Here is a 23,604-nt window from a genome sequence, read left to right as displayed (position 1 = left end):
TATATCATCTGGGCAATGCAGCCCCCGCTGCTTTAAACTACCACTACAATGTAGTTCAGACTGGATACGCACCATGGCCAAAGCCTGCGCCTGCCATATTTTGGTAAAAACTGCTGCAGAAGCAGAAAAATTAAAACAACTACTGGCCAAAGGTGCCAGTTTTCATGATTTAGCTAAAAAGCATTCACTTTGCCCTTCTGGCAAAAAAGGCGGCGATTTAGGTGAGTTCAAACCGGGCCAGATGGTCAGGGCTTTTGATGAAGTGGTGTTTAAGAAAGCTGTACTGGAAGTGCATGGCCCCATCAAAACTCAGTTTGGTTATCATCTGATTAAAACCCTGTACAGAAGCTAACCGGAGAACCTGATGCGTTTTGTTCACTGTAGTTATGAAGAACATGCCGAAGCCATTCTGACTATTTTTAACCATGCCATTTTGAATACCACTGCTTTGTATGAATACAACCCCCGCACTATGGAGACTATGCAACAATGGTTTGCTAACAAAACAGCAGCTAACTTTCCGGTGCTGGGTTTATTGAATGAACTGGATCAACTGGTGGCTTTTGGTAGTTATGGCACCTTCAGAGCGTTTCCTGCTTTTAAATATTCAGTAGAGCATTCGGTTTATGTGGCACCTGAGCAGCAAGGCAAAGGGTATGGTGCTTTGGTACTGCAGAAAATCATAGAGCAGGCTCAGTTGGAGAATTATCACCTGCTGATTGGTGGTATAGACGCAGCAAACGACGCCAGTATTGCTTTGCATACCAAACATGGCTTTCGCCACAGCGGTACTATTACTCAGGCAGGCTTTAAATTTGGCCGCTGGTTAGATCTGGCTTTTTATCAATTGACGTTAAAAACGCCAACTGACCCGACGGACGGATAAGAGGGCTTATCCCCTCTGTTTAATCCGTCCGTTCTGGCTGTTTTATTTTTTCCCTGTCAGTTGCGACCGTAACTTGGCTTTTTCTTTTGCCAGCTGTTTATTGCGGCTTGCCACTTTTTGTACCCGTTCTTCTTCTGCATCTGCTTTTTTGCTGCTGTGATTCATTTTTGGGTCATGTTCGTACCCAGGTAAAACCTGCTGTGCGATCACTTGTTTAGTTACTTTTTCTATAGCTTGCAGCATCACCAGATCATCTGGCGTGATTAAGCTTAAGGCCAAACCTGAATTTCCAGCCCGGCCAGTTCGGCCGATACGGTGCACATAATCCTCAGCCACCTGTGGCAAGTCGTAGTTAACGACTATTGGCAGCTCTTCAATATCCAAACCGCGGGCTGCAATGTCAGTGGCCACCAACACACTTAATCTGTTGTTTTTAAAGTCATCAAGCGCTTTGGTGCGGGCGCCCTGGCTTTTATCACCATGAATAGCACCAGCTTCAATGCCATCCAGCCGCAACTGTTTAGCTAAACGGTCGGCGCCATGTTTAGTACGGCTGAAAATCAACACCTGTTTCCACTGCCGAGAACCAATCAGATAAGACAACATCTCGCGTTTGCGCTGTGAATCCACTCTATATGCCAGTTGCTCTATTTTATCTGCAGTACTGTTAGGTTTGGCGACTTCAATCAACACCGGCGACTTTAACAACGTATCAGCCAGCTCTTTAATTTCTTTGGCGAAGGTGGCAGAGAAAAACAATGTCTGCCGCTCTTTAGGCAAACGCGCCATAATGCGTTTAATATCGTGAATAAAGCCCATATCCAGCATACGATCGGCTTCATCCAGTACCAGAATTTGTAGCTCTGACAAGCTGACAGTACCCTGATGCAAATGATCCAGTAAACGCCCCGGTGTGGCGACCAGAATATCTAAACCACGACTGGCCTGATCATATTGAGGGTTAATAGAAACTCCACCGTAAAAGACCGCATACTTTAGCGGTAAATCAGCGCCATAAGCTTTGACACTATCGGCCACCTGCTGTGCCAGTTCCCGTGTAGGCGTCAGCACTAAACAGCGCACCTGCAAATGACTGACTTTGGTGGTGTTTTTACTGAGCAACTGTAATACGGGCAAAGTAAAAGCAGCGGTTTTTCCTGTGCCGGTCTGAGCACCGGCAAGCACATCTTTGCCTTCTAAGATCACAGGTATGGTTTGCTGTTGAATAGGGGTTGGGGTGTGGTAACCCTGATTGGTCACAGCAGAAAGAATGCGGGGATCTAAACCAAGCGTGGCAAATGACATGCAATTTCCTTTAAAGTAGCGACTTTCAAACATCTACACCCAAGCATCATGAAGCCGCAGCTTCAGGTACAAAGGGTATATAGCCTAAGTCATTGGAGTTGCAGTGAGGCGACAAGCCAGCAAGTCCCCAAGAGCATAGTTTACCTATGTGACTGGGGCTAGATGGCGCAGTCAACAAAGCTGCAGCTTCAAGGACGACGGCTATAAAACAGCGCTAGTGTAGCAGAACAGACAGGACAAGGCATGACTGCAGTATCAACCCTATGGTTTGTTTATATGGTACGCACCGCAACAGGCGCTTTATACACAGGGATTAGCACCCAACCTGAACGGCGTTTACGCCAGCATAGCGGCGAATTAACTGGTGGGGCTAAGGCGCTGAAGGGTAAGGGGCCGCTGCAGTTAGCCTTCAGTTACCCCATGCCCTGTCGCTCCTCAGCCAGCAAACTGGAATATCAACTGAAACAATGGACTAAAAGCGACAAAGAGTTGCTGCTTCAACAAGCTGACAAACAACTACAACGGCTGGAGCAGCTATCAGGCGAAAGTCGCATAGGCACAGAAGCCGCTTCAGATTACACTTTGCTCTGTATACCCAAGTAACTTCAAGATGCAGAATTCAGCGGGAGATAGAGTTCACTTGGCTATATAAAGGAGTAGCGATGGAAAGTTTTGCTTTAGTTCTGGTTTATCTGATCATTGGTGCTTTGCTGCGTAAGTTGCCGCAGTTTCCGCAGGAAACAGGCTTAGTGCTGAATCAGTTTGTGCTTTTTGTGGCTTTGCCTGCTTTAGTATTGCAGAAAATTCCATTGTTAGAGTTTTCCAGCCAGCTGTGGTTGCCAGCCATTACCCCTTGGGTGTTACTGGTGATAGTGGCCGCTTTAATTATTCTGGCGGGTAAATTCTGGCATTGGGAAAAAACCACAGTCGGCGCTTTGCTGGTGGTTTTACCTTTGGGCAATACCTCTTTTTTAGGTTTTCCTATGGTGGAGGCCTTTTTTGGTGAAAAAGCCCTGCCCTTCGCCATGATTTACGATCAGGCAGGCTCCTTTGTGGCGCTGGCAACTTACTCCACTATTTTAGCCGCCTGGTACAACCCCAATGCAGCCACACCCACTACAGGCCAAATCGCTACCCGCATTTTGACTTTCCCTTCTTTTATCGCCTTAGCTCTGGCGTTGGCACTGAAACCCTGGCCTTACCCGGCATTTTTCAGCCTGATACTGGATAGCATTGCGGCTACTTTAGTACCGGTCATTATGATTGCTGTAGGTTTTCAATTCAGATTACAGCTGGACAATAAAGAAACAAAACCTCTTATTTTTGCCTTGGGCGTAAAACTGTTTTTAATGCCTCTGCTGGCTTTAGGATTTTTAAGCTTATTTAACCCAGATCCTTTATTGCTGCAGGTGGTGGTGTTTGAAGCTGCTATGCCGCCTATGGTGTCTGCTGGCGCCATCGCTATTGGGGCCGGACTGGCATTGCGTTTAGTGCCTGCTTTGGTGGGGTTGGGCTTACTGCTGAGTTTTATCAGCCTGCCGCTTTGGTATCTGCTGCTGCAGCTTTACCTGTAAGCAGAGGCTGATGGCTTTTGCGGCTTTAAGCTTTAGGCTAATCAGGTTCAGCACCAGGCTCTGTCGGAGGTTTTTTTTTCATTCGCCCAGCCTGAATTAAAGCATCCCGCAGCAGATATTCTATTTGGCCATTTACACTGCGAAACTCATCGTCAGCCCAGTGCTGCAAAGCCTGCAGCACTGTTTCATCAATACGTAACGCAAAGGCTTTTTTTGACACTAGCTCCTCCGCTTAATACAAGGTACCGGTATTGATCACAGGCTGCACCTGATGATCACCACATAACACCACTAATAAATTGCTGACCATAGCGGCTTTACGTTCTTCATCCAGCTGCACCATATTTTTTTCAGATAAACGGGCTAGTGCCAGTTCAACCATGCCTACGGCGCCTTCCACCAGTTGCTGACGAGCCATCACCACAGCGCGAGCCTGCTGCCGCTGTAACATAGCACTGGCAATTTCCGGCGCATAAGCCAAATGACTGATACGAGCTTCCAGTACTTCAACACCGGCTTTTTCAAGTCTGGCCTGAATTTCACCCCGCAATAAATCTGTGACTTCAGGGCCATTACTGCGCAGGCTGATATCGGTGTCATCTGCAGCTTCATAGGGATAACTGGACGCCAAAAAGCGCAACGCAGCTTCACTTTGAATACTGACAAAATTTTCATAGTCTTCCACTTCAAATACAGCTTCAGCACTGTCTACCACTTTCCATACCACCACAGCCGCAATTTCAACCGGGTTACCACTGTGATCATTGACTTTAAGTTTGCCACTTTCAAAGTTTCGTACCCGCAGCGACACTTTTTGCTTGCTGTAAAAGGGGTTAGCCCAACGTAAGCCGGTTCGCAAATCAGAACCTACATAACGACCAAACAACTGCAGCACAGCACACTGATTTGGTTGCACCATATAAAAACCAAAAAACCTATTCCCACTAAAATCAGCGCCAGTATAGCGATCAATTTCAGTGCCCCGCCCAAAGCCAGCAAAGCAAAACCCGATACCACAAAAGCTGCAGGCAACACAGCTAACATCATTAAGCCACTGCGGCTTGTTGCAAGATATTCTTTCATTACCCCACCTCAATTTGATATCAATTCAATATCAAATTAGCTTTATTTAGAATAAATGCAAGGAAATAAGTATAAAAAGCATGCAATCGACCGCAAAAAGTGGCGACTTCATTGACACAAGAGCATTTGATAAATATGATAAAAACAATCAAATTAGAAAGGTCTTTATGTCAGAGCAAAATCAACTTCTTTCCACCCGGCAAGCGGCAACACTTTTAGGTGTTTCAGTACGTACTATTCAGCTTTGGGTTGAACAAGGTTTATTAAGCGCCTGGAAAACACCGGGGGGGCACAGACGAATAGTGCAGGAATCCCTGTTGAGTTTGCTCCATAAAAGACAAAAAATGCAACCTTTGACCTATGTACTTTGTGTCAACCTTGATGCGGATTTTTTCAAATTATTACAGGTTTTATGTCAGCAGTGGCATTTCCCGGTTGAACTACAACAAGCCCGTAACGCTGTTGATGCACTCTTGATGATGGGTGAACAAAAACCTGAACTGGTATTAATGACATTTGAACAACAAGGTATTGATATGCCATTGTTTCAACAGGAACTGACCGAACATAAGGTCAAACTGGCTTTATTATCTGCCGAAGATCCACAACCACAACTTACGACGGAAATGATTTGGTTACGCCAGCCTTTTGAGCCGCTGCAATTTAAAACCGAACTGCAAAAATTATTGTTTGCCCGTTTGCAACAAGCTGGCTGACAATCCTTTAGCTACATCAATCAAATTGTAAAAAAAACCGGCATCGAAGCCGGTTTGTTTATTAAATCAGCGATTAAACCAAACTGACTTTAGCAAATTTCCTTTTGCCCACCTGAAAGATGTGGCAACAGCCTTTAGCAAACTCCATTTTGCTGTCCTCCACTTTAGTTTCACCGTCCAGTTTGACTGCACCTTGCTTAATCATACGTAAAGCTTCTGAGGTGCTTTCGACCAAACCTGCTTCTTTCAACAGATTGGCAATCTGAATACTGTCAGCAGTTAAGGTTAAAGTCAGTTCCGGGATATCATCCGGTAAAGCGTTTTTCTGAAAACGCTGGATAAAATCCTGTTCAGCAGCATCAGCTGCGCCCTGGTCATGGAAACGGGCAATAATCTCTTTTGCCAGTTCTATTTTGATATCTCTTGGATTACGGCCATCAGCAGCTTGCTGTTTTAATGCAGCGATATCTGCAATAGGACGGAAACTCAGCAAATCGTAATAACGCCACATCAGCTCATCACTGATCGACATTACTTTGCCAAACATCTCAGACGGCGTGTCAGTGATACCAATATAGTTGCCCAACGACTTGGACATCTTTTGCACACCGTCCAGACCTTCGAGCAATGGCACCATGATAATGGTTTGTGGGCGCTGACCTTCGTCTTTTTGCAGCTCACGCCCCATCAACAGATTAAAGCGCTGATCGGTCCCCCCCATTTCGATATCGGCTTCAAGCGCGACCGAATCCCAGCCTTGCACCAGCGGGTATAAAAACTCGTGGATGGCAATAGACTGATTATTGGCATAACGCTTTTTGAAGTCGTCACGTTCCAGCATACGGGCCACAGTCTGACGGGCCGCAAGCTTGATCATGCCGGCCGCGCCTAACTTTTCCATCCATTCGGAGTTAAAAGCCACACGGGTTTTTGCCGGATCAAGAATTTTAAACACCTGCTCTTTATAGGTCTGTGCGTTTGCCAACACATCCTCGCGGGTTAACGGCTTACGCGTTACGTTTTTACCTGTTGGATCACCAATCATGCCGGTGAAGTCACCAATAAGAAAAATGACATCATGACCCAACTGTTGAAAGGTACGTAATTTGTTGATAAGAACCGTATGACCTAAATGCAAATCTGGCGCAGTTGGATCAAAACCTGCTTTGATTTTTAAAGGTTTTCCTTCCTTTAACTTGGCAATCAGCTCTTCTTCTAACAAAATCTCTTCGCAGCCGCGTTTTATCTCAGCCAGCGCCTGCTCCCAGTGAGCCATGGTCTACTCCTACATCTTTTGTATTCGGTAAAATTCCAAGTCTGCATTCTACTGAAACATTTCTTTAGATCAAACCAACAAAAGTGTGGCATCGCACAAAAAATCGTTATATGCTCATTTTTTTATTGGTTTGTCTGATAATAATAAGAGATGCGCTTTCTATGATTTCTTCTTTGCCTATCAAACATCGGTTATTAATCGGCGCTCTAAGCGGCATTGTTGCCGTTATGCTGTTGATCCCGTCAGAACAAGCTTCAGCCTCCAGAACTACAGAAACCTCTGAGCTGGAAGTTGGAAAAAGATACAGTATTGATATTCCTTTGGTGGAAGAGAAAATTGCAGCGTCGCAGCTTGCAACTCTGCCACACGAAGATAACTCACTGGAGTGGGTAACAGTTGACGTGAAAAAAGGCGACATTCTGTCGGCAATTTTTCGCAAAGCTAAATTAGATCAAGCCACAATGCTGGAAGTGCTGGAACTGGGTAAACCAGTCAAAACTTTAACCCGCATCTTTCCTGGCGAGCAAATTGAATTTGGTTTAGATAACCAGGGCAAATTGCAGGAACTTCGTTATCCAATCAACAACCTGAAAACTTTACGTGTGCAACGCACCGCCAATGGCGAATTTGCTGCCGAAGAGCTATTAAAGGAAGTTGAAACCCGTACTGAAGTCGTCAGCGGCGTGATCAACGGTTCCTTCTGGAATGCAGGTTTGGAATCAGGTTTAACTGAAGCTCAGATGCTGACCTTAGCCAACAATATTTTCAGCTACGATATCGACTTTGGTTTAGACATCAAAGCAGGTGACAGTTTTAGCGTGATCTTTGAAACCCGTTATGCCGATGGTCAGTTTGTCGGTAACGGCAATATACTGGCAGCACAGTTTACCAACCAGGGCCAGGTGTATCAGGCTGTTCGTCACAAAGACGGCGCTTTTTATAAACCGGACGGTAAAGGCACTAAACAAGCCTTTTTACGCGCCCCTGTTGCTTTCCAGTACGTCAGCTCCAATTTTAATCCTCGCCGTTTACACCCAGTGTTAAAGAAGGTTCGCCCTCATAATGGCGTAGACTACGTTGCTGCTGTAGGTACTCCTATTATGGCGGCTGGTGATGGTAAAGTCATTGCTTCTACTCGCAACAGTGTGAATGGTAACTATGTGTTTATTAAACACAAAAACAACATAGTCACTAAATACCTGCATTTGTCCAAACGCGATGTGAAACAAGGTGAAAACGTACGTCAGGGTCAGGTGATTGGTCGCTTAGGAGCTACTGGTCGTGTGACTGGCGCTCACTTACACTATGAATTTGTGGTTGGTGGCGTACACCGCAATCCACGTACTGTAAAGTTACCTGAGTCACAGGCTTTGTCACCCAAAGAGCGTATAGCCTTTGTTAATGAAGCAAAACAGTTGATTGCACAAATGCAAAACCATGAGCGGATCACAGTAGCCGCTGCTGAGTAATGTCCAGCCTCTATATAGGTATTATGTCCGGCACCAGTCTCGATGGCATCGATCTGGTGCTGGTTCGTTTTAGCCAGTCCAGTCAAGAAAAACTCCAGCCCGAATTACTTGACTCTTTGCTTTGCCCTTTCCCTGAACAGTTACGCCTGCAGCTTAGTCGATTGGCTCAATCCGGCCCGGATGAGCTTGAATTGATGGGGTTAGTCGAGCAACAACTGGCTTTAGCTTATGCCGATGCGGTGAAGCAGTTATTATCAAAAGCTAAAATTGCACCGGAACAGATAAGCGCTATTGGTTGTCATGGCCAGACCATACGCCATCGGCCTTACGCAGCATTTCCTTTTACTTATCAGATTGGCGACATGTTCCGCCTTGCTGCTGAAACACAAATTCGCGTTATTGCTGATTTTCGTCGTAAGGATATGGCTTATGGTGGTCAGGGTGCGCCTTTAGTCCCGGCTTTTCATAAGGCGGTTTTTGCCAACAGCAGCTATCGCGCTATTTTAAATATTGGTGGTATCGCCAATGTTACTTTGCTGCAACCAAAGCAGCCAGTGCGGGGTTTTGATACAGGACCAGGCAATGGGCTGATGGATAACTGGATCCAGCAACAAGGCTTAGGTTTATACGACAAAGACGGTCAGTATGCGGCTTCTGGCGCCATAAGGCAGGATTTATTAGCAGATCTCTTATTAGACCCCTACTTTCAGTTACAAGGCCCAAAAAGCACTGGCAGAGAGTATTTTAATGATCTGTGGCTAGAGCAAAAATTACAAAACAGAAACTATGCCCCGGCAGATGTGCAGCGCACCCTCACCCGCTTTACCGCACAAAGCATCAAAATTGCATTAGCAAATGAAGCCATAGATGAGTTATTTGTTTGTGGTGGCGGTGCTTACAACCAGGTACTGATGGACGACTTACAACAGTTATTCCCCAAAGTGCAACTAGAACAAACCGCTAGTTTAGGTGTGAAAGCTGATGATGTGGAAGCTATGGCTTTTGCCTGGCTGGCCTATGCTTACGATCACAAAATTCCGGGTAATATTCCAGAAGTTACAGGTGCCCGCAAAGCTGTGGTATTAGGCGCGGAGTTTAGCTGTTAGCTGAATATGACTAAACCCCACACCGATTTTCTATTTAACCAGCGCCAGTAAAATACCAGCAGCTACTGCCGAACCTATCACACCAGCCACATTAGGCCCCATGGCATGCATCAGCAGGAAGTTATGTGGATCAGCTTCTAAACCCACTTTGTTGGCGACACGGGCCGACATTGGCACTGCTGAAACACCTGCAGCGCCAATCAAAGGATTCACCGGATCTTTGGATAATTTATTCATCAGCTTGGCCATCAACACACCAGATGCAGTTCCTATGCTAAAAGCTACGGCGCCTAATAACAAAATACCTAAGGTTTGAGTGGTCAGGAACTGATCGGCACTTAACTTAGAGCCTACAGCTAAACCTAAAAAGATGGTCACTATATTAATCAGTTCATTTTGTGCAGTTTTAGATAAACGGTCCACCACACCAGCTTCACGAATTAAATTTCCCAGACAAAACATACCAATTAACGGCGCTGCGGTAGGTAAAAACAGGAAAGTTAAGATCAGCACCAGCAAAGGAAAGACAATTTTTTCTTTCTGGCTGACTTGCCTCAGCTGCGCCATCTTAATTTTGCGCTCTTCCACTGTCGTTAAAGCCCGCATAATAGGCGGCTGAATAATAGGCACCAGCGCCATATATGAATAAGCTGCTACTGCTATAGCCCCTAACAACTCAGGCGCCAGTTTTGACGCTAAAAAAATCGCCGTAGGGCCATCAGCTCCGCCGATAATGGCGATAGCTGCGGCTTCTGACATAGAAAAACTTAAACCCGGTACCCAGTTCAGCGCTATAGCGCCCAACAAAGTCGAGAAAATACCAAACTGAGCTGCAGCGCCTAATAACAACATTTTAGGGTTAGCTATTAAAGCACTGAAGTCGGTTAAAGCGCCGACCCCTAAAAAAATCAGCAGCGGGAAGATCCCACTTTCTATGCCAACCTGATAGATGGAATACAATAACCCACCCGGATCGCCCATTCCAGCCAGAGGGATATTGGTCAAAATAGCACCAAAGCCAATAGGAAGAAGCAACAGCGGCTCAAAACCTTTAGCTATCGCCAGATACAATAACAAAAAGCCGACAGCCATCATAACAAGAGCTGGCCAGGTTAAATGTGCCAGACCTGTAGAATCAATCAGTGTTAATAAAACGTCCATGATCTATCCTCAGGCAAAACTAACCAGCAGATCGCCGGTAGTCACTGCAGACCCAACACTGATATGAATTTGACTGACAATGCCCGACTGGCTGGCACGAATTTCAGTCTCCATTTTCATAGCTTCCATTAACAGCACCACCTGCCCTGCTTCCACTTGCTGACCCACACTGACTTTAAGCGCCAGAATATTGCCGGCCAAAGGTGAATTTAACTTACTGGCAGGCTGAATGCTGGCCGACTGCGGAATATTTTCACCCACCAGGGCTTTGATCTGCTGCACTGCACCTGCAGGCCCCACTTCAACCTGATACAGCTTGCCATCCACTTTGACACTGTAAACACCCACTGCGGAAGCAGTGTTGTTGATCTGTTCCACCTGAGTGTTTGCCTGGTTTATCGGCTTTTGTTGGCGGGGTGCAGGTTCAAACTTCGATGCATCACCTCTGTGCTGCAAAAACTTCAGGCCTACCTGTGGGAATAAAGCGTAGGTCAATACATCATCAATTTTGTCTTCAGCCAGTTTCAGTAGCAGCTCCTGAGTTTTACTTTCAAGCTCAGTGGTTAATGCATCAAGTTCGGGCTGTAATAAATCGGCCGGACGACAGACAATGGCTTCAGCTCCAGCCAGTACCCGCTGCTGCAATGCCAGATCAACAGGAGCTGGTGTTGAACCGTATTCCCCTTTGAGTACAGCCGCAGTTTCTTTGGTGATAGTTTTATAACGCTCGCCCGACAGCACATTCAACACAGCCTGAGTGCCGACAATTTGTGAGGTGGGCGTGACCAGAGGTAAATAGCCTAACTCTTTGCGTACTTTAGGAATTTCAGTCAGCACCAAATCCATTTTGTCCAAAGCACCCTGCTCTTTCAGCTGGCTTTCCATATTGGTTAGCATGCCACCTGGTACCTGGGCCAATAAAATCCGGGCATCAACGCCTTTGAGTGAACCTTCAAACTGGGCGTATTTAGTCCGTACATCACGAAAATAAGCGGCTATTTCTCCGAGTAAGACTAAATTCAGTCCGGTATCCCGCGCAGTGCCTTCAGTGATAGCCACCATAGTTTCAGTTGCGCTGTGGCCATAGGTCATACTCATAGACGAAATAGCGGTGTCCAGCATATCAATGCCAGCATCAATAGCTTTCTGATAGGTGGCTGTGCTTAACCCCGTTGTGGCATGACACTGCATAGCTATAGGTAACTTCACCCGTTCTTTTAAGCGGGTGATCAGTTCTTCCGCCACATAAGGCTTTAATAAACCCGCCATATCTTTAATACAAATAGAATGGCAGCCCATATCTTCCAGCTGCATCGCCATATCCAGCCAGCCGTCAATAGTATGAACAGGGCTGACGGTATAAGACAAAGTGCCCTGAGCATGAGCTCCTACTTTGACCGCAGCGGCCACTGCTGTATGCAGGTTACGCACGTCATTCATCGCATCAAAAATGCGGAACACGTCTATGCCATTAGCAAAACTGCGTTCGACAAAGGCTTGCACTACATCGTCGGCATAATGGCGATAGCCTAATAAATTCTGACCACGCAACAGCATTTGTTGTTTGGTATTAGGCATGGCTTTTTTCAGCTCACGCAAGCGATGCCAGGGGTCTTCACCTAAATAACGAATGCAGGAATCAAAGGTAGCACCACCCCAGGATTCCATCGACCAGTAGCCTACCTGGTCCAGTTTGGCCGCTATAGGCAGCATATCTTCTAAACGCAGGCGCGTAGCTAACAAGGATTGATGGGCGTCTCTGAGCACCAGCTCAGTCAGTAATAATGGTTGGCTCATTTTTATCCCTTATTTTGTTTTTGATGATGTTCAATGGCTGCGCTGATAGCGGCAACAACAGAAGGAGAAATAGCTGCCTGCTGCGTTGTTGCAACAGTAGCGGGTAAAGCCGGGCTCGAGTGCCGGAGTAATCTGGACATGCCTTGAACAGCAAAAACCAATATCATCAAAAAACTAAATACAACTCCCATGCCCACGACCATCAACACAGCTGCATCCAACAGTAAAACACTGACTTGTTGCTCCGCGTCCATCTTGTGTCCTCTCCATAAATAATTTGCATTGATTAATAGCAGTTTTCTCTAAAGAACATAAGCCATTGCTTAATCACTTTGATTGATGCCTGTTATTTATACAACTTATACGTAACTCTATTGACAAAGGCAAGAAATAGCCATTTAGACAGCTAAGAATCTAAACTTCTACTACAAATGTAAGCTGGAGCTGAACTTGATCGGGCAGGTAAAAAAAACAAACCCCACCAACAAGGCAGGGCTTATATTCAGCTGAAACCGACCAAAGCCAGTTTCTTCACGCCAGAATTAAGAGGCAGGACTTTCTGTGATCATAGCCGCTATCTGAATGGCGACCTGACTCCAGCCCTGGCCCAAAGTTTTTACTACCGCATCATAACCGTCATCAGCAAGAGGCAACTGCAGCTCAAAAGGCTGCTGCTTCACCACTGCACCTGACAATAAATGGGCTTGCCCACTGATCAATACCTGGCCCTGTGCAGTGGTATGAAATTGAGTCACCTGCACCGTCAGACGACTATCACCAGGGCTGCTGACCTGTTGAGTTACGCGCCAGTCCGTTAAAGCCGCTGATAAATGCGCCTGTAAATTGCGGGTCAGTTGTTGATCCAAAGCTTCAGCCCAGTGGTGAGTACGGGTCAGTTGCAGATTGACCTCATTATTCTGATACACCAGCGCATTAGTGTTTAAGTAACTGGCAACCATTACAGGTTCGATCACCAGTACTTTCATACTGGCTGTAGCCGGAGCTTTGGCAGCGACTGCGGGCAAGCGATAATACTGCAGTTCAGATGGAGAACTGCCACAACCGGCCAGAGCCAGACTTAAGCATACACAACCTAAATAACGCATTAGTTGGCCTTCTCAGGTTCAGGATCTTTAGGCAGATCGGCTTTAAAAATCAGTGAGTTACTTTGATTATTCATGGTTTTTATCACTGGCTGTAAGTCACGTAGCAATTGATCCATCGACTGTAAGTTGCCATTTAAGCGCTCATAAGCAGGCGACCCCGGAGAAAAACCGGCCAGTGTTTTACGCAATTCAGCCAGACTTTGCTGCAAATCAGCAGGCAATTGTTGTACCGCATTGTTCTTCACCAGTTGATCCAGAGACTGGATCAGTTGCTCTGCATTTTTCAGCATGGTTTCACTTTGTGCCAGGGTAGCTGAGCTTTGCGCCAACACATCTTCTACAGGTAAGCGGTTCACCTTATCCAGTACCTGCAATACTTTTTGTTCAATATTGGCTAAACCACTGGGTGCTGTGGGCATAATTTTCAGACCCGCATGATTCGCTAAGGCAAAAGGTGCAGGCACTAAAGCTTCGCTGGAAAAGGCTGGTGTTTGCGCTGTCGCGACCTGAACTTTTTCCGAAGGCTCAGCATCTGCAAGATCCGGCACTGCTACTTTCACTTTAGGAGATTCAATCTGTGCATCGGTTTGCACCAGTTCAATATACAGAGCTCCGGTTAATAAACTACCGGTTTTCAGCACAGCTCTTAAACCCTGTTGTACTGCGGCTTCCAGCTCCTGCGCCAGCTTTTTAAGGCTCATTTCACCAGCCAGACGGCCAGCTTCAACCCGCACTAACACTGGAATACCTTTTTTAAAGGCGACATCCAGCGGATTTTCCATATTAAAAAAGTAAGGGGCTACAGCCACAGTACCAATACGTATCCCTTTGTATTCCAGAGGCGCACCGGCGCTCAATCCACGGATCGACTCGTCAAAAAACATCAGGTATTCGTTGTATTCGGTATATAAACCTTCTTTGATCGCTTTTGGATTTTTAAACAGCTGAAATTCACTGTTGCTGGCGACTTTATCGCCTGCTGGCCAGCCATCTAATACAGCAAAATGCACACCACCACTGAGTAAAGTAGCAACAGAGGCTAATTCAACCCGCACCCCTTGCGCTGACACATCAAGCGCCATTCCACTGGCTTGCCAGAAACGTACGTTTTCAGTGACTAAGGAATCGTAAGGTGCCCGCACAAACAGCTGATAGGTCATATGGCCCTGCTCAGCCACAAAGTTGCTTGTCTCCACCGTACCCACAGCATAACCATGATACAAAACAGGGTCGCCTACAGCCAAAGCTGTGGCATCATCACTTAACAAAGTAACACGTACCCCTGGCGCATCGGCCGGTGCTATAGGCGGGCTGTCGAGTAATTCATAATAGTATTTATGGACTGAGGCTTTCCCTGGCTGCAGTTCAATATAAGCGCCGGATAACAAAGTATTTAAACCACTGACACCACCCCGACCTACAGTAGGTTTGACAACCCATAACTGCGAGTCTTCATTCAGCAAGGCTTCAAGACCAGGGTCCATTCGGGCTTTGATTAATACTTTGCTTAAGTCTTCCGACAGCTGCACAGATTCAACCCTGCCGATGTCCACACTGCGGCTTTTGATCTGAGTTTTACCTGCCACTATACCTTCAGCGTTCAGTGTCACCAGCGTGATCACTGGCCCCTGATTTTTTTGGGTGTAGTACAACATCCAGATGCCAATCACAACAGCCATGACCGGCACTATCCAGATAGGTGACAATTGTCGGATTTTTTTCACCGCGGCCACCCGGCCTTGCATCTTAGCCACGTCGCAGCTCCTCTTTTTTATTCCGTTGATCCCACAACAAACGGGGATCAAAACTCATAGCGGCGAGCATGGTGGCTATCACCACAGTCGCAAAAATAATAGCGCCCATACCAGGGTACACGCCCATCAATAAATCAAACCGCACTAAAGCGGCCAATATAGCCACCACCAGCACATCCACCATAGACCAGCGGCCTATCCAGTCGACCAGTAAATACACCCGGGTCGAGAGTAGCTGTCGTTTATGCCCACTGTGACTGGCCAGATAACAGAGCCAGAACATCACTACGATTTTCACCACTGGCACCACCACACTGGCTAATAAAATCACTATAGCAACAGGATAAGCGCCATCCTGCCACATCAATATGATACCGCTGATGATAGTAGACTGAATGCTGCTGCCCAAAGACACAGTTTCCATAATAGGCAGCAAGTTAGCCGGGATATACAGCAAAGAAGCGGTAATCAGCCAGGCTAAGGTTTTTTGTAAGCTGGCCGGAATTCGGGCTGTGACTTTAGTACCACAACGATCACAATATTTTTGCTCCAGTGGCACTATAGCAGTACAGCAGCTGCAACTGGCTAAATTCAGCGAAACTCCGGTGCGGCCTGCAACATCAGCAGAAACAGGCTGAGGCGCAGGGGCTATAGACTCCCACAAGGCGTGGCGGTCTATCACCTGAAAAGTACGTAAATGCAGCAGGCAAAATAAACAAAAAGCCCAGAAACTCATACCCACAGAAATATCGGCGTACACCACCAGTTTGACAAAGGCGACCAGAATACCAATCAGGAAAATATCCACCATGCTCCAGGGTTTGAGCATATAAAGCACGCGGGCAGTCCAGACTAAGCCCCGAACCCGACGTACCATGCCAAGCTTGATATAAATTACGGCCAGCATACAAAAAGCCGGTATGGCCTGAATAAATAACCAAACCAACACAGCAAGCCACTGTTGGTGTTCATCGAATAACACAGAGGAGGTATCAAAAAAGCTCATGATATGCAGGTTGCCAGCCACGTCCATGCCAATAAAAGGAAAAAGGTTAGCCAGAAACAGCATAAATAATGAGCTTGTGGCATAAAGCACAGGACGTAACACCGGATCTTTTTGCCGCATATCCAGCAAATAACCACAGCGGCTGCAAGCCGCTTCCTGACCAATAGCTAAAAGTGGCAGTTGTTGCAATAGATCGCAGTGGCGACAAAGCACCAGTTCAGTCACCAATTGCGCAGACGGCGCTCTACCAGACTCCAGATCAGACAAAAAGATTCCTTTGCAAATGCCTAGACTGCGAATAGCGCTATTGTAAGCAAAAAAAATGAGCTCAGATCAGATTATTTCTAATGAATAATCGATCTGAGCTCATTTTTAAGCTGTTACTTGTTATTCAACAGCTTTAGATACACCCACCATAGCAGGACGTACTAAACGACCGTTCAGTTCGTAGCCTTTTTGCATCACAAAAGTGACTGTATTTGGCGCCACATCAGCACTTGGCTGAATAGACATGGCCTGATGGAATTCAGGATTAAACGGCTGACCTTGTGGGTCAATTTGCTGTACACCGTTTTTCGCCAGCGTATCCAGTAAACTTTTCAGCGTTAAATCCACACCTTCACCAATAGCTTTCTGGCTGTCGTCTTCACGATTTAAGAAAGTTAAAGCACGCTCGAGGTTATCTACTACAGGCAATAAATCACCTGCAAAACGCTCCAACGCAAATTTATGGGCTTTTTCAACGTCCATGGCTGAACGACGACGACTGTTGTCCGCTTCAGCTTTAATTCTAAGCATTAAATCATGCTGATCTGCCAACTGGGCTTTTGCCTGCTGTAATTCTGCATCCAGCTTTGCAATAAGTTCCTGCTCCGGCGTCAGTTCTACGACTTCTTGCTCTGCCGCTGCTTCCGCAGCCTGTTGTTGTTCAGTTTGCACTTTATCTTGCTCGCTCATTAGTTACTACTCCACCATAGGTTTGCTTATTATGGGGATTGATTAAGATGATTCAAGTTAAAAAACATTTGTTGTGCGACAGCTTCAACTAAAGGCACAAAACGACCATAGTTCATCCGGCGTGGTCCAAGCAAGGCAATAAAGCCATGTGGCTGCGAACGGTAGCGTGCACAAATCAAACTCACCTTGGCTAAAGGTTCAATACCAGACTCACGGCCCAGTATTAATTTGGGCTGATGATCCTGAGTGACAGGCGTTAATAATTTCACCAGACAAGATGGATTATCCAAAAGTTCTATCACTTGTTGCAACTGGGGGTCGCGGTGATAGTCGCTCGCCTGCATCAGTTGATGCTGACCATAAATCAGTGGCTGATGCTGTTGCATCTCATCCAGACTCAGCTGCGCCATAGCGGTTTTCACTAAGGCCTGCACAGCACCACATTCTTGCTTAGCTATTAAAGCTAAGCGCGAAATACCGTCCAGCCAGTCCTGACCACACAAAGCCGCATTGAGTAAACACAGTACCCGGCTTAAGGTGGGATTATCAATTAAATCGTCGTAAAACAGCACCCGGTGCAAAATATCACCGTCTTCGTCTATGACCACCAGCAAGAGTCGCTGTGTGGCTAAACGCACTAAATCAACCTGCCGTATCACCCGGCCCTGTTCCTTAGGTGCACTGACAATACTGACCATACCCGTTAAGTTGGCTAACAGCTGGCCGGCTTGCTGACACAGTAAAGACACAGGTAATTGAGGAGGCAAATTCAGCTGAATGGCATCCAGCCAACGCCCGGACAAAGGCTCAAACTGCAGCATTTTATCGATAAACAGCCGTATACCCGACGTAGTAGGCACCCGTCCAGCCGACGTATGAGGAGAGCGGATAAAACCCTGCTGCTCCAGCAACATCATGGTATTACGCACTGTGGCTGAACTGATGCCGAGTTCGGATTGCTCACACAAAAGCTTGGACGACACCGGCATGCCGTCCGTCAGGTACTGCTCAACAATGAGTTTTAATATCAGTTCTGGTCTGCTTAACTGAACCACTACAGCTGTTACTCCGGTTAAAAAGACTGTTCAGACAACGACACTAAAATACCGCCTGAAATACTCTGGTTTATTGTGGGGCCATTATTTAAAAATTCAAGCCTTGCCTTTGCCAAAGCTCTGTGCGCACAAAGCTGTTCCCTGCCAGAAACTATGGTTATACTGAGGCCGCACTTTGAAAGGAACACTCATGAGTCAAAACCCTGGCAGCGCATTTCAAACTATTGGATTAATTGGCAAACCTAATCATCCGGGTGCTAACACTACTCTGGTCAGCCTGTATCAGTTTTTAACGGCGCGGCAGTTAAAAGTATATGTCGAAGAAAAAGTAGCTGAATCTTTGGCTTTGCCTGATGTGCAGGTAATGGATTTAGTGGCCCTGGGTAAAAACTGCGATCTGGCCATAGTAGTAGGCGGTGACGGTAATATGCTTGGCGCAGCCCGTGTACTGGCACGTTTTGGTGTAGCTGTGCTGGGTGTAAACCGCGGCAACTTAGGTTTTTTAACCGACTTATCACCGGAAAATTTTGAAACGCCTTTAGCTGCAGTATTGGCTGGCAATTTTGTTACCGAAAAACGCAATCTGCTGGAAGTGGAAGTCTATCGTAATGACTGCGTAAAAAGCAGTAACAGCGCCGTCAACGAAGCCGTATTACACGCCGATAAAGTAGCGCATATGATTGAGTTTGAAGCTTATATCAATGGCGAATTTGTCTTCAGCCAACGCTCCGACGGTTTAATTGTCAGTACACCAACAGGCTCTACCGCCTATTCGTTATCAGGTGGCGGCCCTATTCTGACGCCTGAACTGGATGCGATGAGTTTAGTGCCTATGTTTCCTCACACTTTAAGCAGCCGTCCTTTGGTGGTGTCCGGTACCAGTGAAATTGTCCTGAAAGTATCGCCAAGTAACGACGCGCATCTGCAAGTCAGTTGCGACAGCCATGTGATACTGGCTGTGATGCCGGGCGATGAAATCCGTATTCGCAAACACCCTAAGCCCCTCAAACTGGTACACCCGCCAGGCTACAGCTACTTTAACGTGCTGCGCAACAAGCTAGGCTGGGGCAGTAAACTCTACTAAAAAATCTCTGCACCACTCCCTTGCTAAAAACCGAATTACTGTATAAATTAACAGTTATTCAGTATAAGGGAGTTGGACCATGCTCAACCATCTGCATATCAGCAACTTTGCCATAGTGCGCGCACTGGAACTCGACTGGCGCGGCGGTATGACCACCATTACAGGCGAAACAGGCGCAGGTAAATCTATTGCCTTGGATGCCTTATCCTTATGTTTAGGTGAGCGTGCCGATGGTTTAGTAGTGCGCCCCGGTTGCGACAAAGCCGATATAGTAGCCACTTTTGATATCAGTCAATTGGCCGCAGCCCAGCATTGGCTGGCCGAACAAGACCTTACCATGGGCAACGAATGTATAGTGCGCCGTGTGGTGGGCAGCGAAGGCCGCTCCCGTGGTTATATCAATGGCGTACAAGTTCCGGCCCAGCAACTCAAAGCTTTGGGTCATCATCTGCTGAGTATTCATGGCCAGCATGCACATCAGTTATTATTAAAATCCGATCACCAGCGTCAGTTGCTGGATGCTTATGCCAATACCCACTCAGCTTTAGCCAATTGCCGCCAGTACTGGAAAGCCTGGCAACAGCTGAAACAAGAATATGGCGAACTGCAAAGCAGTCAGCAGCAACGTGAAGCGCAGCGGCAGTTGCTGGAATATCAGGTGGCTGAGCTGGATCAGTTTGCCCCTGGAGCGGAAGAATTCGCCGCACTCGAAACCGAACATCAGCGTTTAAGCAATAGTCACAGCCTTATTCAGGCCAGCCAACAAGCCTTGCAACTGGCTTATGACGATGAAGAAACGAACAGCTATCGTTTATTAAGCCATGCGTGCCAGCAACTGGATGACTATAAAGAAGTAGACCCGGCTTTGGCCCCTATTCATCAGATGCTGACAGAGGCTTTAGTTCAAATTGAAGAAGCTGGCCGCGAATTACGCCGCTACAGCGAAAAAGTAGATGTTGATCCGGAGCGTTTAGCAGAGATAGATCAACGTTTAGGCCTGTGGCTGAATTTAAGCCGTAAACATCAAATTCCACATGATCAGTTGGCTTTGTTTCACCAGCAATTATCGCAGCAGTTGTCAGAGCTGGCCGGAGATGATGAGCGCATAGTGCAATTGCAACTGGAAATTCAGCAGGCTCAGCAGCAGTATTGTCAGGCTGCTGAAGTGGTGTCTGAATTGCGTAAATCTGCCGCTTTAGAGTTATCCGATAAAATTGCCTGCAGTATGGCCGATTTAAGTATGGCAAACGGTAAGTTTTATATCGCCGTTGAAAGCTCAGGTATAGATAAAGCCAATGCAACAGGCTGGGATCAAGTCGATTTTCTGGTCAGTACCAACCCAGGCCAGCCATTACAGGCGCTGCATAAAGTAGCATCAGGGGGCGAGCTATCCCGCATCAGCTTAGCCATTCAGGTGATACTGGCAGGCAAAGTGACCACCCCTACTTTGATTTTTGATGAAGTAGATGTTGGCATCAGCGGCCCTGTTGCAGCTGGTGTAGGCCGGTTATTACGTCAGTTGGGAGAGTCAACTCAGGTGATTTGTGTGACCCATTTGCCTCAGGTCGCCAGTCAGGGTCATCATCAATTGTTCGTTGAAAAATACACAGACGGTATAGCCACGGAAACCCGGATTCGCGAACTGGCAGATGAAGAGCGGGTACAGGAAATCGCCCGGTTGCTGGCTGGTGAAAACGTTAGTGCGAATGCGATTGCCAATGCCCGTGAGCTGTTATGTGCACCTTAGTAACTGCCTTATCAGAAAAATTTTCAGAATACCCGAACTTAGCCAGGTGACTTAGGTCTGATTAAGGCTTTAATTTCAGCCCATGCTTGCGGTATGATGCCGTCAGACTTATTCAGATGAAGAGACAGATGAAAGCAGTAGTGAAAACGGCCTTAGTGTTGGCCACAGCATTGACTCTGGGAGCATGCAGTAGTTGGGTATACCGGATTGACGTGCCACAAGGCAACTTTCTGGAACAAAAAGATATCGACAAACTGCGTGTTCAAATGACCAAAGAACAGGTTCGTTTTGTGTTAGGCAACCCTGTTGCTGAAAACGCTTTTGACGACAACATCTGGCATTATTTTTATGCATTAAAAAGTGGTCGGGGTGAGAACTTTGAAAAACAACTGATCGCCAACTTTAAAGACGACAAACTGGTTGATATTACAGGTGATTTCACCAAACCAGCCAACTTTAATACACCGCTGGATCAATAATGTTTTGCAGGGTCAGAGCTTCAGCTCTGCCCCCTGCTCGTTACTTCAGTCTAATAGTTCTGCTTATTTACCAGCTGTCAGATTGTGGCTCAGAATCATGACTTTGACTCTGTTGCTGCCTGCCACCTGTCGTTTTATTTGCTCTGCCTTCGTCTTTGGCTTTTTCAGCGCGGCGACGACGCATATCTTTTGGATCAGCAATTAAAGGCCGGTAAATTTCAATTCGGTCACCCGCTTTTGGCACTTCATTCAATTTGCAGGTTCGACTCCAGATCCCCACTTTATTCTGACTTAAATCAATTTCAGGAAAAGAAGAGAGCATACCTGACAGCTGAATAATCTGCTCCACAGTAGCCGCAGCATCCACAGTTAAACTCAACAAACTCTGTTTTGCTGGCGTGGCATAAGCCAGCTCTACAGCTTTAGTTTCAGCCATGTTGCTCTCCGTACACTTGTTTTGCCCTTTGAGTAAAAGCACCCACCATAGCTGCTGTTAACTCATTAAAAATCTTACCAAAAGCAAACTCGACTATTTTATTGGAAAACTCAAAATCCAAAGCCAACACCACTTTACAAGCTTCATCACTTAATGGAATAAAAGTCCAGCCACCAGATAAAGCTTTAAAAGGGCCGGATTCCAGTTGCATCTGAATTTGCGAATCTGTCACTAGCGTATTACGGGTAGTGAACTCCTGACTGATCCCGGCTTTTTTCACCTGTAACTTAGCCAGCATCTGATCTGCAGACTGCTGCAAAATTTGTGCTTTGGCACAACCGGGTAAAAATTCCGGATAACGTGGTACATCGTTCACCAGCTCAAACATCTGGCGCGCGCTGTAAAAAACCAGTGCGCTGCGCTCAATTTGTGGCATACTCTCTCCCCTTAATGCAGGCGGCGATTGTAACAGATCTGGCCGTAGCCTCAATGTCCCAGGCGTAAGCCTTTTGCCATTAAATTTCTTGGCTTTTAAGAGTTAATTCGTTCGCAAAAATGAGCAAAAAACAAAGCAGCAAAAATCAGGGCGGCACCATAGCCCAAAATAGAAAAGCACGACACGACTATTTCCTCGAAGAGCGTTTTGAAGCAGGTATGTGCCTGCAAGGCTGGGAAATAAAGAGTATTCGTGAAGGCAAAGTCAATTTGTCCGACTCGTACGTCATTTTAAAAGATGGCGAAGCTTTTTTAATTGGTGCACAAATTCAGGCGCTGCACAGCGCTTCCTCTCACGTAGTTTGCGATCCAGAGCGATCGCGCAAGCTGTTGCTGAACAAACGTGAGCTCAACAAACTGGTCGGCAAAAAAGAACAAGACGGTTACACCTTAATAGCTACCTCCATGTACTGGAAAGCTTGTTGGGTGAAATTAGAGTTCCACTTGGCCAAAGGTAAAAAGCACTTTGATAAACGTGACGACATCAAAGACAGAGACTGGTCGCGTGAAAAAGAACGCATGATGAAGCACAGCAAAAGATAATTGAGGCTGGGTTTTTACTCACTTCAGCTTGAGATTGTTCAAATCATCACCATATAGAGTAATAACAGCCAAAGGCAGCAAGAAAAGACCAGTTCTTACCTTGCCGCCTTGAACTGCAGAGCGTAGAATGCGCTTAACACAGAAGTGTTCAGAAGTACTAAAGAATTCGGGGCCGATACTGGATTCGACGGGATTCACGAACTCTTAGGTGCATGCCGAGGTGCGGTAGGCCTCGTAAAAAAGCCGCAAACTAGTAGTCGCAAACGACGAAACATACGCACTCGCTGCCTAATAAGCAGTAGAGCGCTCTTCCCCTCACGCATGCCTATAAGCTGAGACTCTGGAAGATCACCCCTAATAGGATCGCATGGCGGCTTTGTCTGGAGCCAAGATGCTAAAACCAATCAGACTCGCCCGACGATAGCCTGCCAGCTGGCGCTCATAGGGTTAACTAAATAACTGGATAAGCATGTAGTACCGACGATCTAGGTTTTTCGGACGGGGGTTCAAATCCCCCCGGCTCCACCAATAAAGCAAAAGGCCACCGCAAGGTGGCCTTTTGCTTTATT

The 23,604-nt window shown here is 46.6% G+C and carries 26 protein-coding genes and 1 other RNA gene; 12 read left to right on the top strand and 15 right to left on the bottom strand.

The genetic code is table 11. The annotated features are described in order from the left end of the window. Positions 1 to 73: 73 nt before the first annotated feature. Positions 74 to 352 (top strand): peptidylprolyl isomerase, encoded by a 279-nt coding sequence (locus tag RHEIN_RS02925; protein ID WP_008897478.1) that lies wholly within the window; start codon positions 74 to 76, stop codon positions 350 to 352. A 12-nt stretch (positions 353 to 364) separates the two neighbouring features. Continuing rightward, the gene (locus RHEIN_RS02920) at positions 365 to 886 is read left to right on the top strand and encodes a GNAT family N-acetyltransferase (protein WP_008897477.1); all 522 of its coding nucleotides are present in this window, start codon (positions 365 to 367) and stop codon (positions 884 to 886) included. A gap of 42 nt (positions 887 to 928) precedes the next feature. Here RHEIN_RS02920 and RHEIN_RS02915 read toward each other — a convergent pair whose 3' ends face one another. Next, complete coding sequence (locus RHEIN_RS02915) at positions 929 to 2,191, bottom strand: DEAD/DEAH box helicase (protein WP_008897476.1); 1,263 nt, start codon at positions 2,189 to 2,191, stop codon at positions 929 to 931. Positions 2,192 to 2,434: 243 nt separating this feature from the next. Here RHEIN_RS02915 and RHEIN_RS02910 point away from each other — a divergent pair, with 243 nt between their 5' ends. Then, positions 2,435 to 2,794 (top strand): GIY-YIG nuclease family protein, encoded by a 360-nt coding sequence (locus tag RHEIN_RS02910; protein WP_008897475.1) that lies wholly within the window; start codon positions 2,435 to 2,437, stop codon positions 2,792 to 2,794. A 59-nt stretch (positions 2,795 to 2,853) separates the two neighbouring features. After that, positions 2,854 to 3,765, top strand: coding sequence for an AEC family transporter (locus tag RHEIN_RS02905; RefSeq protein WP_008897474.1), 912 nt, complete (start codon positions 2,854 to 2,856; stop codon positions 3,763 to 3,765). A gap of 37 nt (positions 3,766 to 3,802) precedes the next feature. Here RHEIN_RS02905 and RHEIN_RS02900 read toward each other — a convergent pair whose 3' ends face one another. Genes RHEIN_RS02900 through RHEIN_RS21195 form a run of 3 tightly spaced genes read right to left on the bottom strand, consistent with a single transcriptional unit; the run spans position 3,803 to position 4,848 of the window. Next, positions 3,803 to 3,985, bottom strand: a complete 183-nt coding sequence (locus tag RHEIN_RS02900; protein ID WP_008897473.1) for an Arc family DNA-binding protein — start codon at positions 3,983 to 3,985, stop codon at positions 3,803 to 3,805. Between the two features lie 12 nt (positions 3,986 to 3,997). After that, complete coding sequence (locus RHEIN_RS02895) at positions 3,998 to 4,684, bottom strand: SPFH domain-containing protein (protein ID WP_008897472.1); 687 nt, start codon at positions 4,682 to 4,684, stop codon at positions 3,998 to 4,000. After that, complete coding sequence (locus RHEIN_RS21195; RefSeq protein WP_008897471.1) at positions 4,633 to 4,848, bottom strand: hypothetical protein; 216 nt, start codon at positions 4,846 to 4,848, stop codon at positions 4,633 to 4,635. Before RHEIN_RS21195 ends, RHEIN_RS02895 begins: the two co-directional genes overlap by 52 nt. 167 nt (positions 4,849 to 5,015) lie before the next feature. On the opposite strand from RHEIN_RS21195, the gene RHEIN_RS02890 reads away from it, so the two are divergent. Beyond that, entirely contained in the window at positions 5,016 to 5,564 is a 549-nt protein-coding gene (locus RHEIN_RS02890) for a MerR family transcriptional regulator (protein WP_008897470.1), read from the top strand. A 73-nt stretch (positions 5,565 to 5,637) separates the two neighbouring features. On the opposite strand, the gene tyrS is transcribed toward RHEIN_RS02890, so the two are convergent. Further along, entirely contained in the window at positions 5,638 to 6,840 is a 1,203-nt protein-coding gene (gene tyrS / locus RHEIN_RS02885; protein WP_008897469.1) for a tyrosine--tRNA ligase, read from the bottom strand. 161 nt (positions 6,841 to 7,001) lie between these two features. Here tyrS and RHEIN_RS02880 point away from each other — a divergent pair, with 161 nt between their 5' ends. After that, a complete protein-coding gene (locus RHEIN_RS02880) occupies positions 7,002 to 8,309 on the top strand; it encodes a peptidoglycan DD-metalloendopeptidase family protein (RefSeq protein WP_008897468.1) in 1,308 nt (435 codons plus the stop codon). After that, positions 8,309 to 9,415: an anhydro-N-acetylmuramic acid kinase gene (locus RHEIN_RS02875; protein ID WP_008897467.1), complete on the top strand. Its 1,107-nt coding sequence runs from the start codon at positions 8,309 to 8,311 to the stop codon at positions 9,413 to 9,415. The genes RHEIN_RS02880 and RHEIN_RS02875 overlap by 1 nt, the downstream gene beginning before the upstream one ends. 30 nt (positions 9,416 to 9,445) lie before the next feature. On the opposite strand, the gene RHEIN_RS02870 is transcribed toward RHEIN_RS02875, so the two are convergent. From RHEIN_RS02870 to hrcA, 8 genes are all read right to left on the bottom strand, one after another. Continuing rightward, positions 9,446 to 10,576 (bottom strand): sodium ion-translocating decarboxylase subunit beta, encoded by a 1,131-nt coding sequence (locus RHEIN_RS02870; protein ID WP_008897466.1) that lies wholly within the window; start codon positions 10,574 to 10,576, stop codon positions 9,446 to 9,448. Between the two features lie 9 nt (positions 10,577 to 10,585). Further along, complete coding sequence (gene oadA, locus RHEIN_RS02865; RefSeq protein ID WP_008897465.1) at positions 10,586 to 12,373, bottom strand: sodium-extruding oxaloacetate decarboxylase subunit alpha; 1,788 nt, start codon at positions 12,371 to 12,373, stop codon at positions 10,586 to 10,588. Between the two features lie 2 nt (positions 12,374 to 12,375). Further along, entirely contained in the window at positions 12,376 to 12,627 is a 252-nt protein-coding gene (locus RHEIN_RS02860; protein WP_008897464.1) for an OadG family protein, read from the bottom strand. Between the two features lie 288 nt (positions 12,628 to 12,915). After that, the gene (locus RHEIN_RS02855; RefSeq protein WP_008897463.1) at positions 12,916 to 13,479 is read right to left on the bottom strand and encodes a PqiC family protein; all 564 of its coding nucleotides are present in this window, start codon (positions 13,477 to 13,479) and stop codon (positions 12,916 to 12,918) included. Next, positions 13,479 to 15,224, bottom strand: a complete 1,746-nt coding sequence (pqiB, locus tag RHEIN_RS02850; protein ID WP_040554378.1) for an intermembrane transport protein PqiB — start codon at positions 15,222 to 15,224, stop codon at positions 13,479 to 13,481. Before pqiB ends, RHEIN_RS02855 begins: the two co-directional genes overlap by 1 nt. A gap of 1 nt (position 15,225) precedes the next feature. Next, positions 15,226 to 16,506 carry a PqiA/YebS family transporter subunit gene (locus RHEIN_RS02845; protein ID WP_008897461.1) on the bottom strand — a complete coding sequence of 427 codons (1,281 nt, stop codon included), beginning with the start codon at positions 16,504 to 16,506 and terminating at the stop codon, positions 15,226 to 15,228. A 120-nt stretch (positions 16,507 to 16,626) separates the two neighbouring features. After that, positions 16,627 to 17,196: a nucleotide exchange factor GrpE gene (gene grpE / locus RHEIN_RS02840; protein WP_008897460.1), complete on the bottom strand. Its 570-nt coding sequence runs from the start codon at positions 17,194 to 17,196 to the stop codon at positions 16,627 to 16,629. 29 nt (positions 17,197 to 17,225) lie between these two features. Further along, the gene (gene hrcA, locus RHEIN_RS02835; RefSeq protein ID WP_008897459.1) at positions 17,226 to 18,251 is read right to left on the bottom strand and encodes a heat-inducible transcriptional repressor HrcA; all 1,026 of its coding nucleotides are present in this window, start codon (positions 18,249 to 18,251) and stop codon (positions 17,226 to 17,228) included. A 190-nt stretch (positions 18,252 to 18,441) separates the two neighbouring features. On the opposite strand from hrcA, the gene nadK reads away from it, so the two are divergent. From nadK to RHEIN_RS02820, 3 genes are all read left to right on the top strand, one after another. Beyond that, positions 18,442 to 19,335, top strand: coding sequence for an NAD(+) kinase (gene nadK, locus RHEIN_RS02830; RefSeq protein WP_008897458.1), 894 nt, complete (start codon positions 18,442 to 18,444; stop codon positions 19,333 to 19,335). 79 nt (positions 19,336 to 19,414) lie between these two features. Beyond that, the gene (recN, locus tag RHEIN_RS02825; protein WP_008897457.1) at positions 19,415 to 21,082 is read left to right on the top strand and encodes a DNA repair protein RecN; all 1,668 of its coding nucleotides are present in this window, start codon (positions 19,415 to 19,417) and stop codon (positions 21,080 to 21,082) included. 128 nt (positions 21,083 to 21,210) lie between these two features. Further along, positions 21,211 to 21,561, top strand: a complete 351-nt coding sequence (locus RHEIN_RS02820; protein WP_008897456.1) for an outer membrane protein assembly factor BamE — start codon at positions 21,211 to 21,213, stop codon at positions 21,559 to 21,561. 67 nt (positions 21,562 to 21,628) lie between these two features. Here the strand turns inward: RHEIN_RS02820 and RHEIN_RS02815 are convergent, their stop codons facing one another. Together RHEIN_RS02815 and RHEIN_RS02810 are read right to left on the bottom strand one after the other, a co-directional pair. Continuing rightward, complete coding sequence (locus RHEIN_RS02815) at positions 21,629 to 21,997, bottom strand: RnfH family protein (RefSeq protein WP_008897455.1); 369 nt, start codon at positions 21,995 to 21,997, stop codon at positions 21,629 to 21,631. Further along, on the bottom strand, positions 21,990 to 22,433 hold the full coding sequence (locus RHEIN_RS02810) for an SRPBCC family protein (protein ID WP_008897454.1): 444 nt from the start codon (positions 22,431 to 22,433) through the stop codon (positions 21,990 to 21,992). The genes RHEIN_RS02815 and RHEIN_RS02810 overlap by 8 nt, the downstream gene beginning before the upstream one ends. Positions 22,434 to 22,552: 119 nt before the next feature. Here RHEIN_RS02810 and smpB point away from each other — a divergent pair, with 119 nt between their 5' ends. Next, positions 22,553 to 23,035, top strand: coding sequence for an SsrA-binding protein SmpB (smpB, locus tag RHEIN_RS02805; RefSeq protein WP_008897453.1), 483 nt, complete (start codon positions 22,553 to 22,555; stop codon positions 23,033 to 23,035). A gap of 168 nt (positions 23,036 to 23,203) precedes the next feature. Next, positions 23,204 to 23,563: a transfer-messenger RNA gene (gene ssrA / locus RHEIN_RS20615) on the top strand. Positions 23,564 to 23,604 lie beyond the last annotated feature (41 nt).

Origin of the sequence: Rheinheimera sp. A13L (genome assembly GCF_000217935.1) — a bacterium.
In the GTDB taxonomy this organism is placed as follows: domain Bacteria; phylum Pseudomonadota; class Gammaproteobacteria; order Enterobacterales; family Alteromonadaceae; genus Pararheinheimera.
Note: the sequence above shows the minus strand (reverse complement) of the source record. Positions and strands in the feature narration are given on the sequence as shown.

Coding starts and splice junctions, on each gene's coding strand:
- recN (WP_008897457.1), top strand. CDS start 19,415: ATGCTCAACCATCTGCATATCAGCAACTTTGCCATAGTGCGCGCACTG.
- nadK (WP_008897458.1), top strand. CDS start 18,442: ATGAGTCAAAACCCTGGCAGCGCATTTCAAACTATTGGATTAATTGGC.
- RHEIN_RS02860 (WP_008897464.1), bottom strand. CDS start 12,627: ATGGACGCGGAGCAACAAGTCAGTGTTTTACTGTTGGATGCAGCTGTG.
- RHEIN_RS02815 (WP_008897455.1), bottom strand. CDS start 21,997: ATGGCTGAAACTAAAGCTGTAGAGCTGGCTTATGCCACGCCAGCAAAA.
- RHEIN_RS02905 (WP_008897474.1), top strand. CDS start 2,854: ATGGAAAGTTTTGCTTTAGTTCTGGTTTATCTGATCATTGGTGCTTTG.
- RHEIN_RS02920 (WP_008897477.1), top strand. CDS start 365: ATGCGTTTTGTTCACTGTAGTTATGAAGAACATGCCGAAGCCATTCTG.
- RHEIN_RS02890 (WP_008897470.1), top strand. CDS start 5,016: ATGTCAGAGCAAAATCAACTTCTTTCCACCCGGCAAGCGGCAACACTT.
- RHEIN_RS02880 (WP_008897468.1), top strand. CDS start 7,002: ATGATTTCTTCTTTGCCTATCAAACATCGGTTATTAATCGGCGCTCTA.
- RHEIN_RS02910 (WP_008897475.1), top strand. CDS start 2,435: ATGACTGCAGTATCAACCCTATGGTTTGTTTATATGGTACGCACCGCA.
- RHEIN_RS02895 (WP_008897472.1), bottom strand. CDS start 4,684: ATGGTGCAACCAAATCAGTGTGCTGTGCTGCAGTTGTTTGGTCGTTAT.
- RHEIN_RS02810 (WP_008897454.1), bottom strand. CDS start 22,433: ATGCCACAAATTGAGCGCAGCGCACTGGTTTTTTACAGCGCGCGCCAG.
- smpB (WP_008897453.1), top strand. CDS start 22,553: ATGAGCAAAAAACAAAGCAGCAAAAATCAGGGCGGCACCATAGCCCAA.
- oadA (WP_008897465.1), bottom strand. CDS start 12,373: ATGAGCCAACCATTATTACTGACTGAGCTGGTGCTCAGAGACGCCCAT.
- RHEIN_RS02915 (WP_008897476.1), bottom strand. CDS start 2,191: ATGTCATTTGCCACGCTTGGTTTAGATCCCCGCATTCTTTCTGCTGTG.
- RHEIN_RS02870 (WP_008897466.1), bottom strand. CDS start 10,576: ATGGACGTTTTATTAACACTGATTGATTCTACAGGTCTGGCACATTTA.
- RHEIN_RS02925 (WP_008897478.1), top strand. CDS start 74: ATGGCCAAAGCCTGCGCCTGCCATATTTTGGTAAAAACTGCTGCAGAA.
- RHEIN_RS02820 (WP_008897456.1), top strand. CDS start 21,211: ATGAAAGCAGTAGTGAAAACGGCCTTAGTGTTGGCCACAGCATTGACT.
- tyrS (WP_008897469.1), bottom strand. CDS start 6,840: ATGGCTCACTGGGAGCAGGCGCTGGCTGAGATAAAACGCGGCTGCGAA.
- pqiB (WP_040554378.1), bottom strand. CDS start 15,224: ATGCAAGGCCGGGTGGCCGCGGTGAAAAAAATCCGACAATTGTCACCT.
- grpE (WP_008897460.1), bottom strand. CDS start 17,196: ATGAGCGAGCAAGATAAAGTGCAAACTGAACAACAACAGGCTGCGGAA.
- RHEIN_RS21195 (WP_008897471.1), bottom strand. CDS start 4,848: ATGAAAGAATATCTTGCAACAAGCCGCAGTGGCTTAATGATGTTAGCT.
- RHEIN_RS02855 (WP_008897463.1), bottom strand. CDS start 13,479: ATGCGTTATTTAGGTTGTGTATGCTTAAGTCTGGCTCTGGCCGGTTGT.
- RHEIN_RS02875 (WP_008897467.1), top strand. CDS start 8,309: ATGTCCAGCCTCTATATAGGTATTATGTCCGGCACCAGTCTCGATGGC.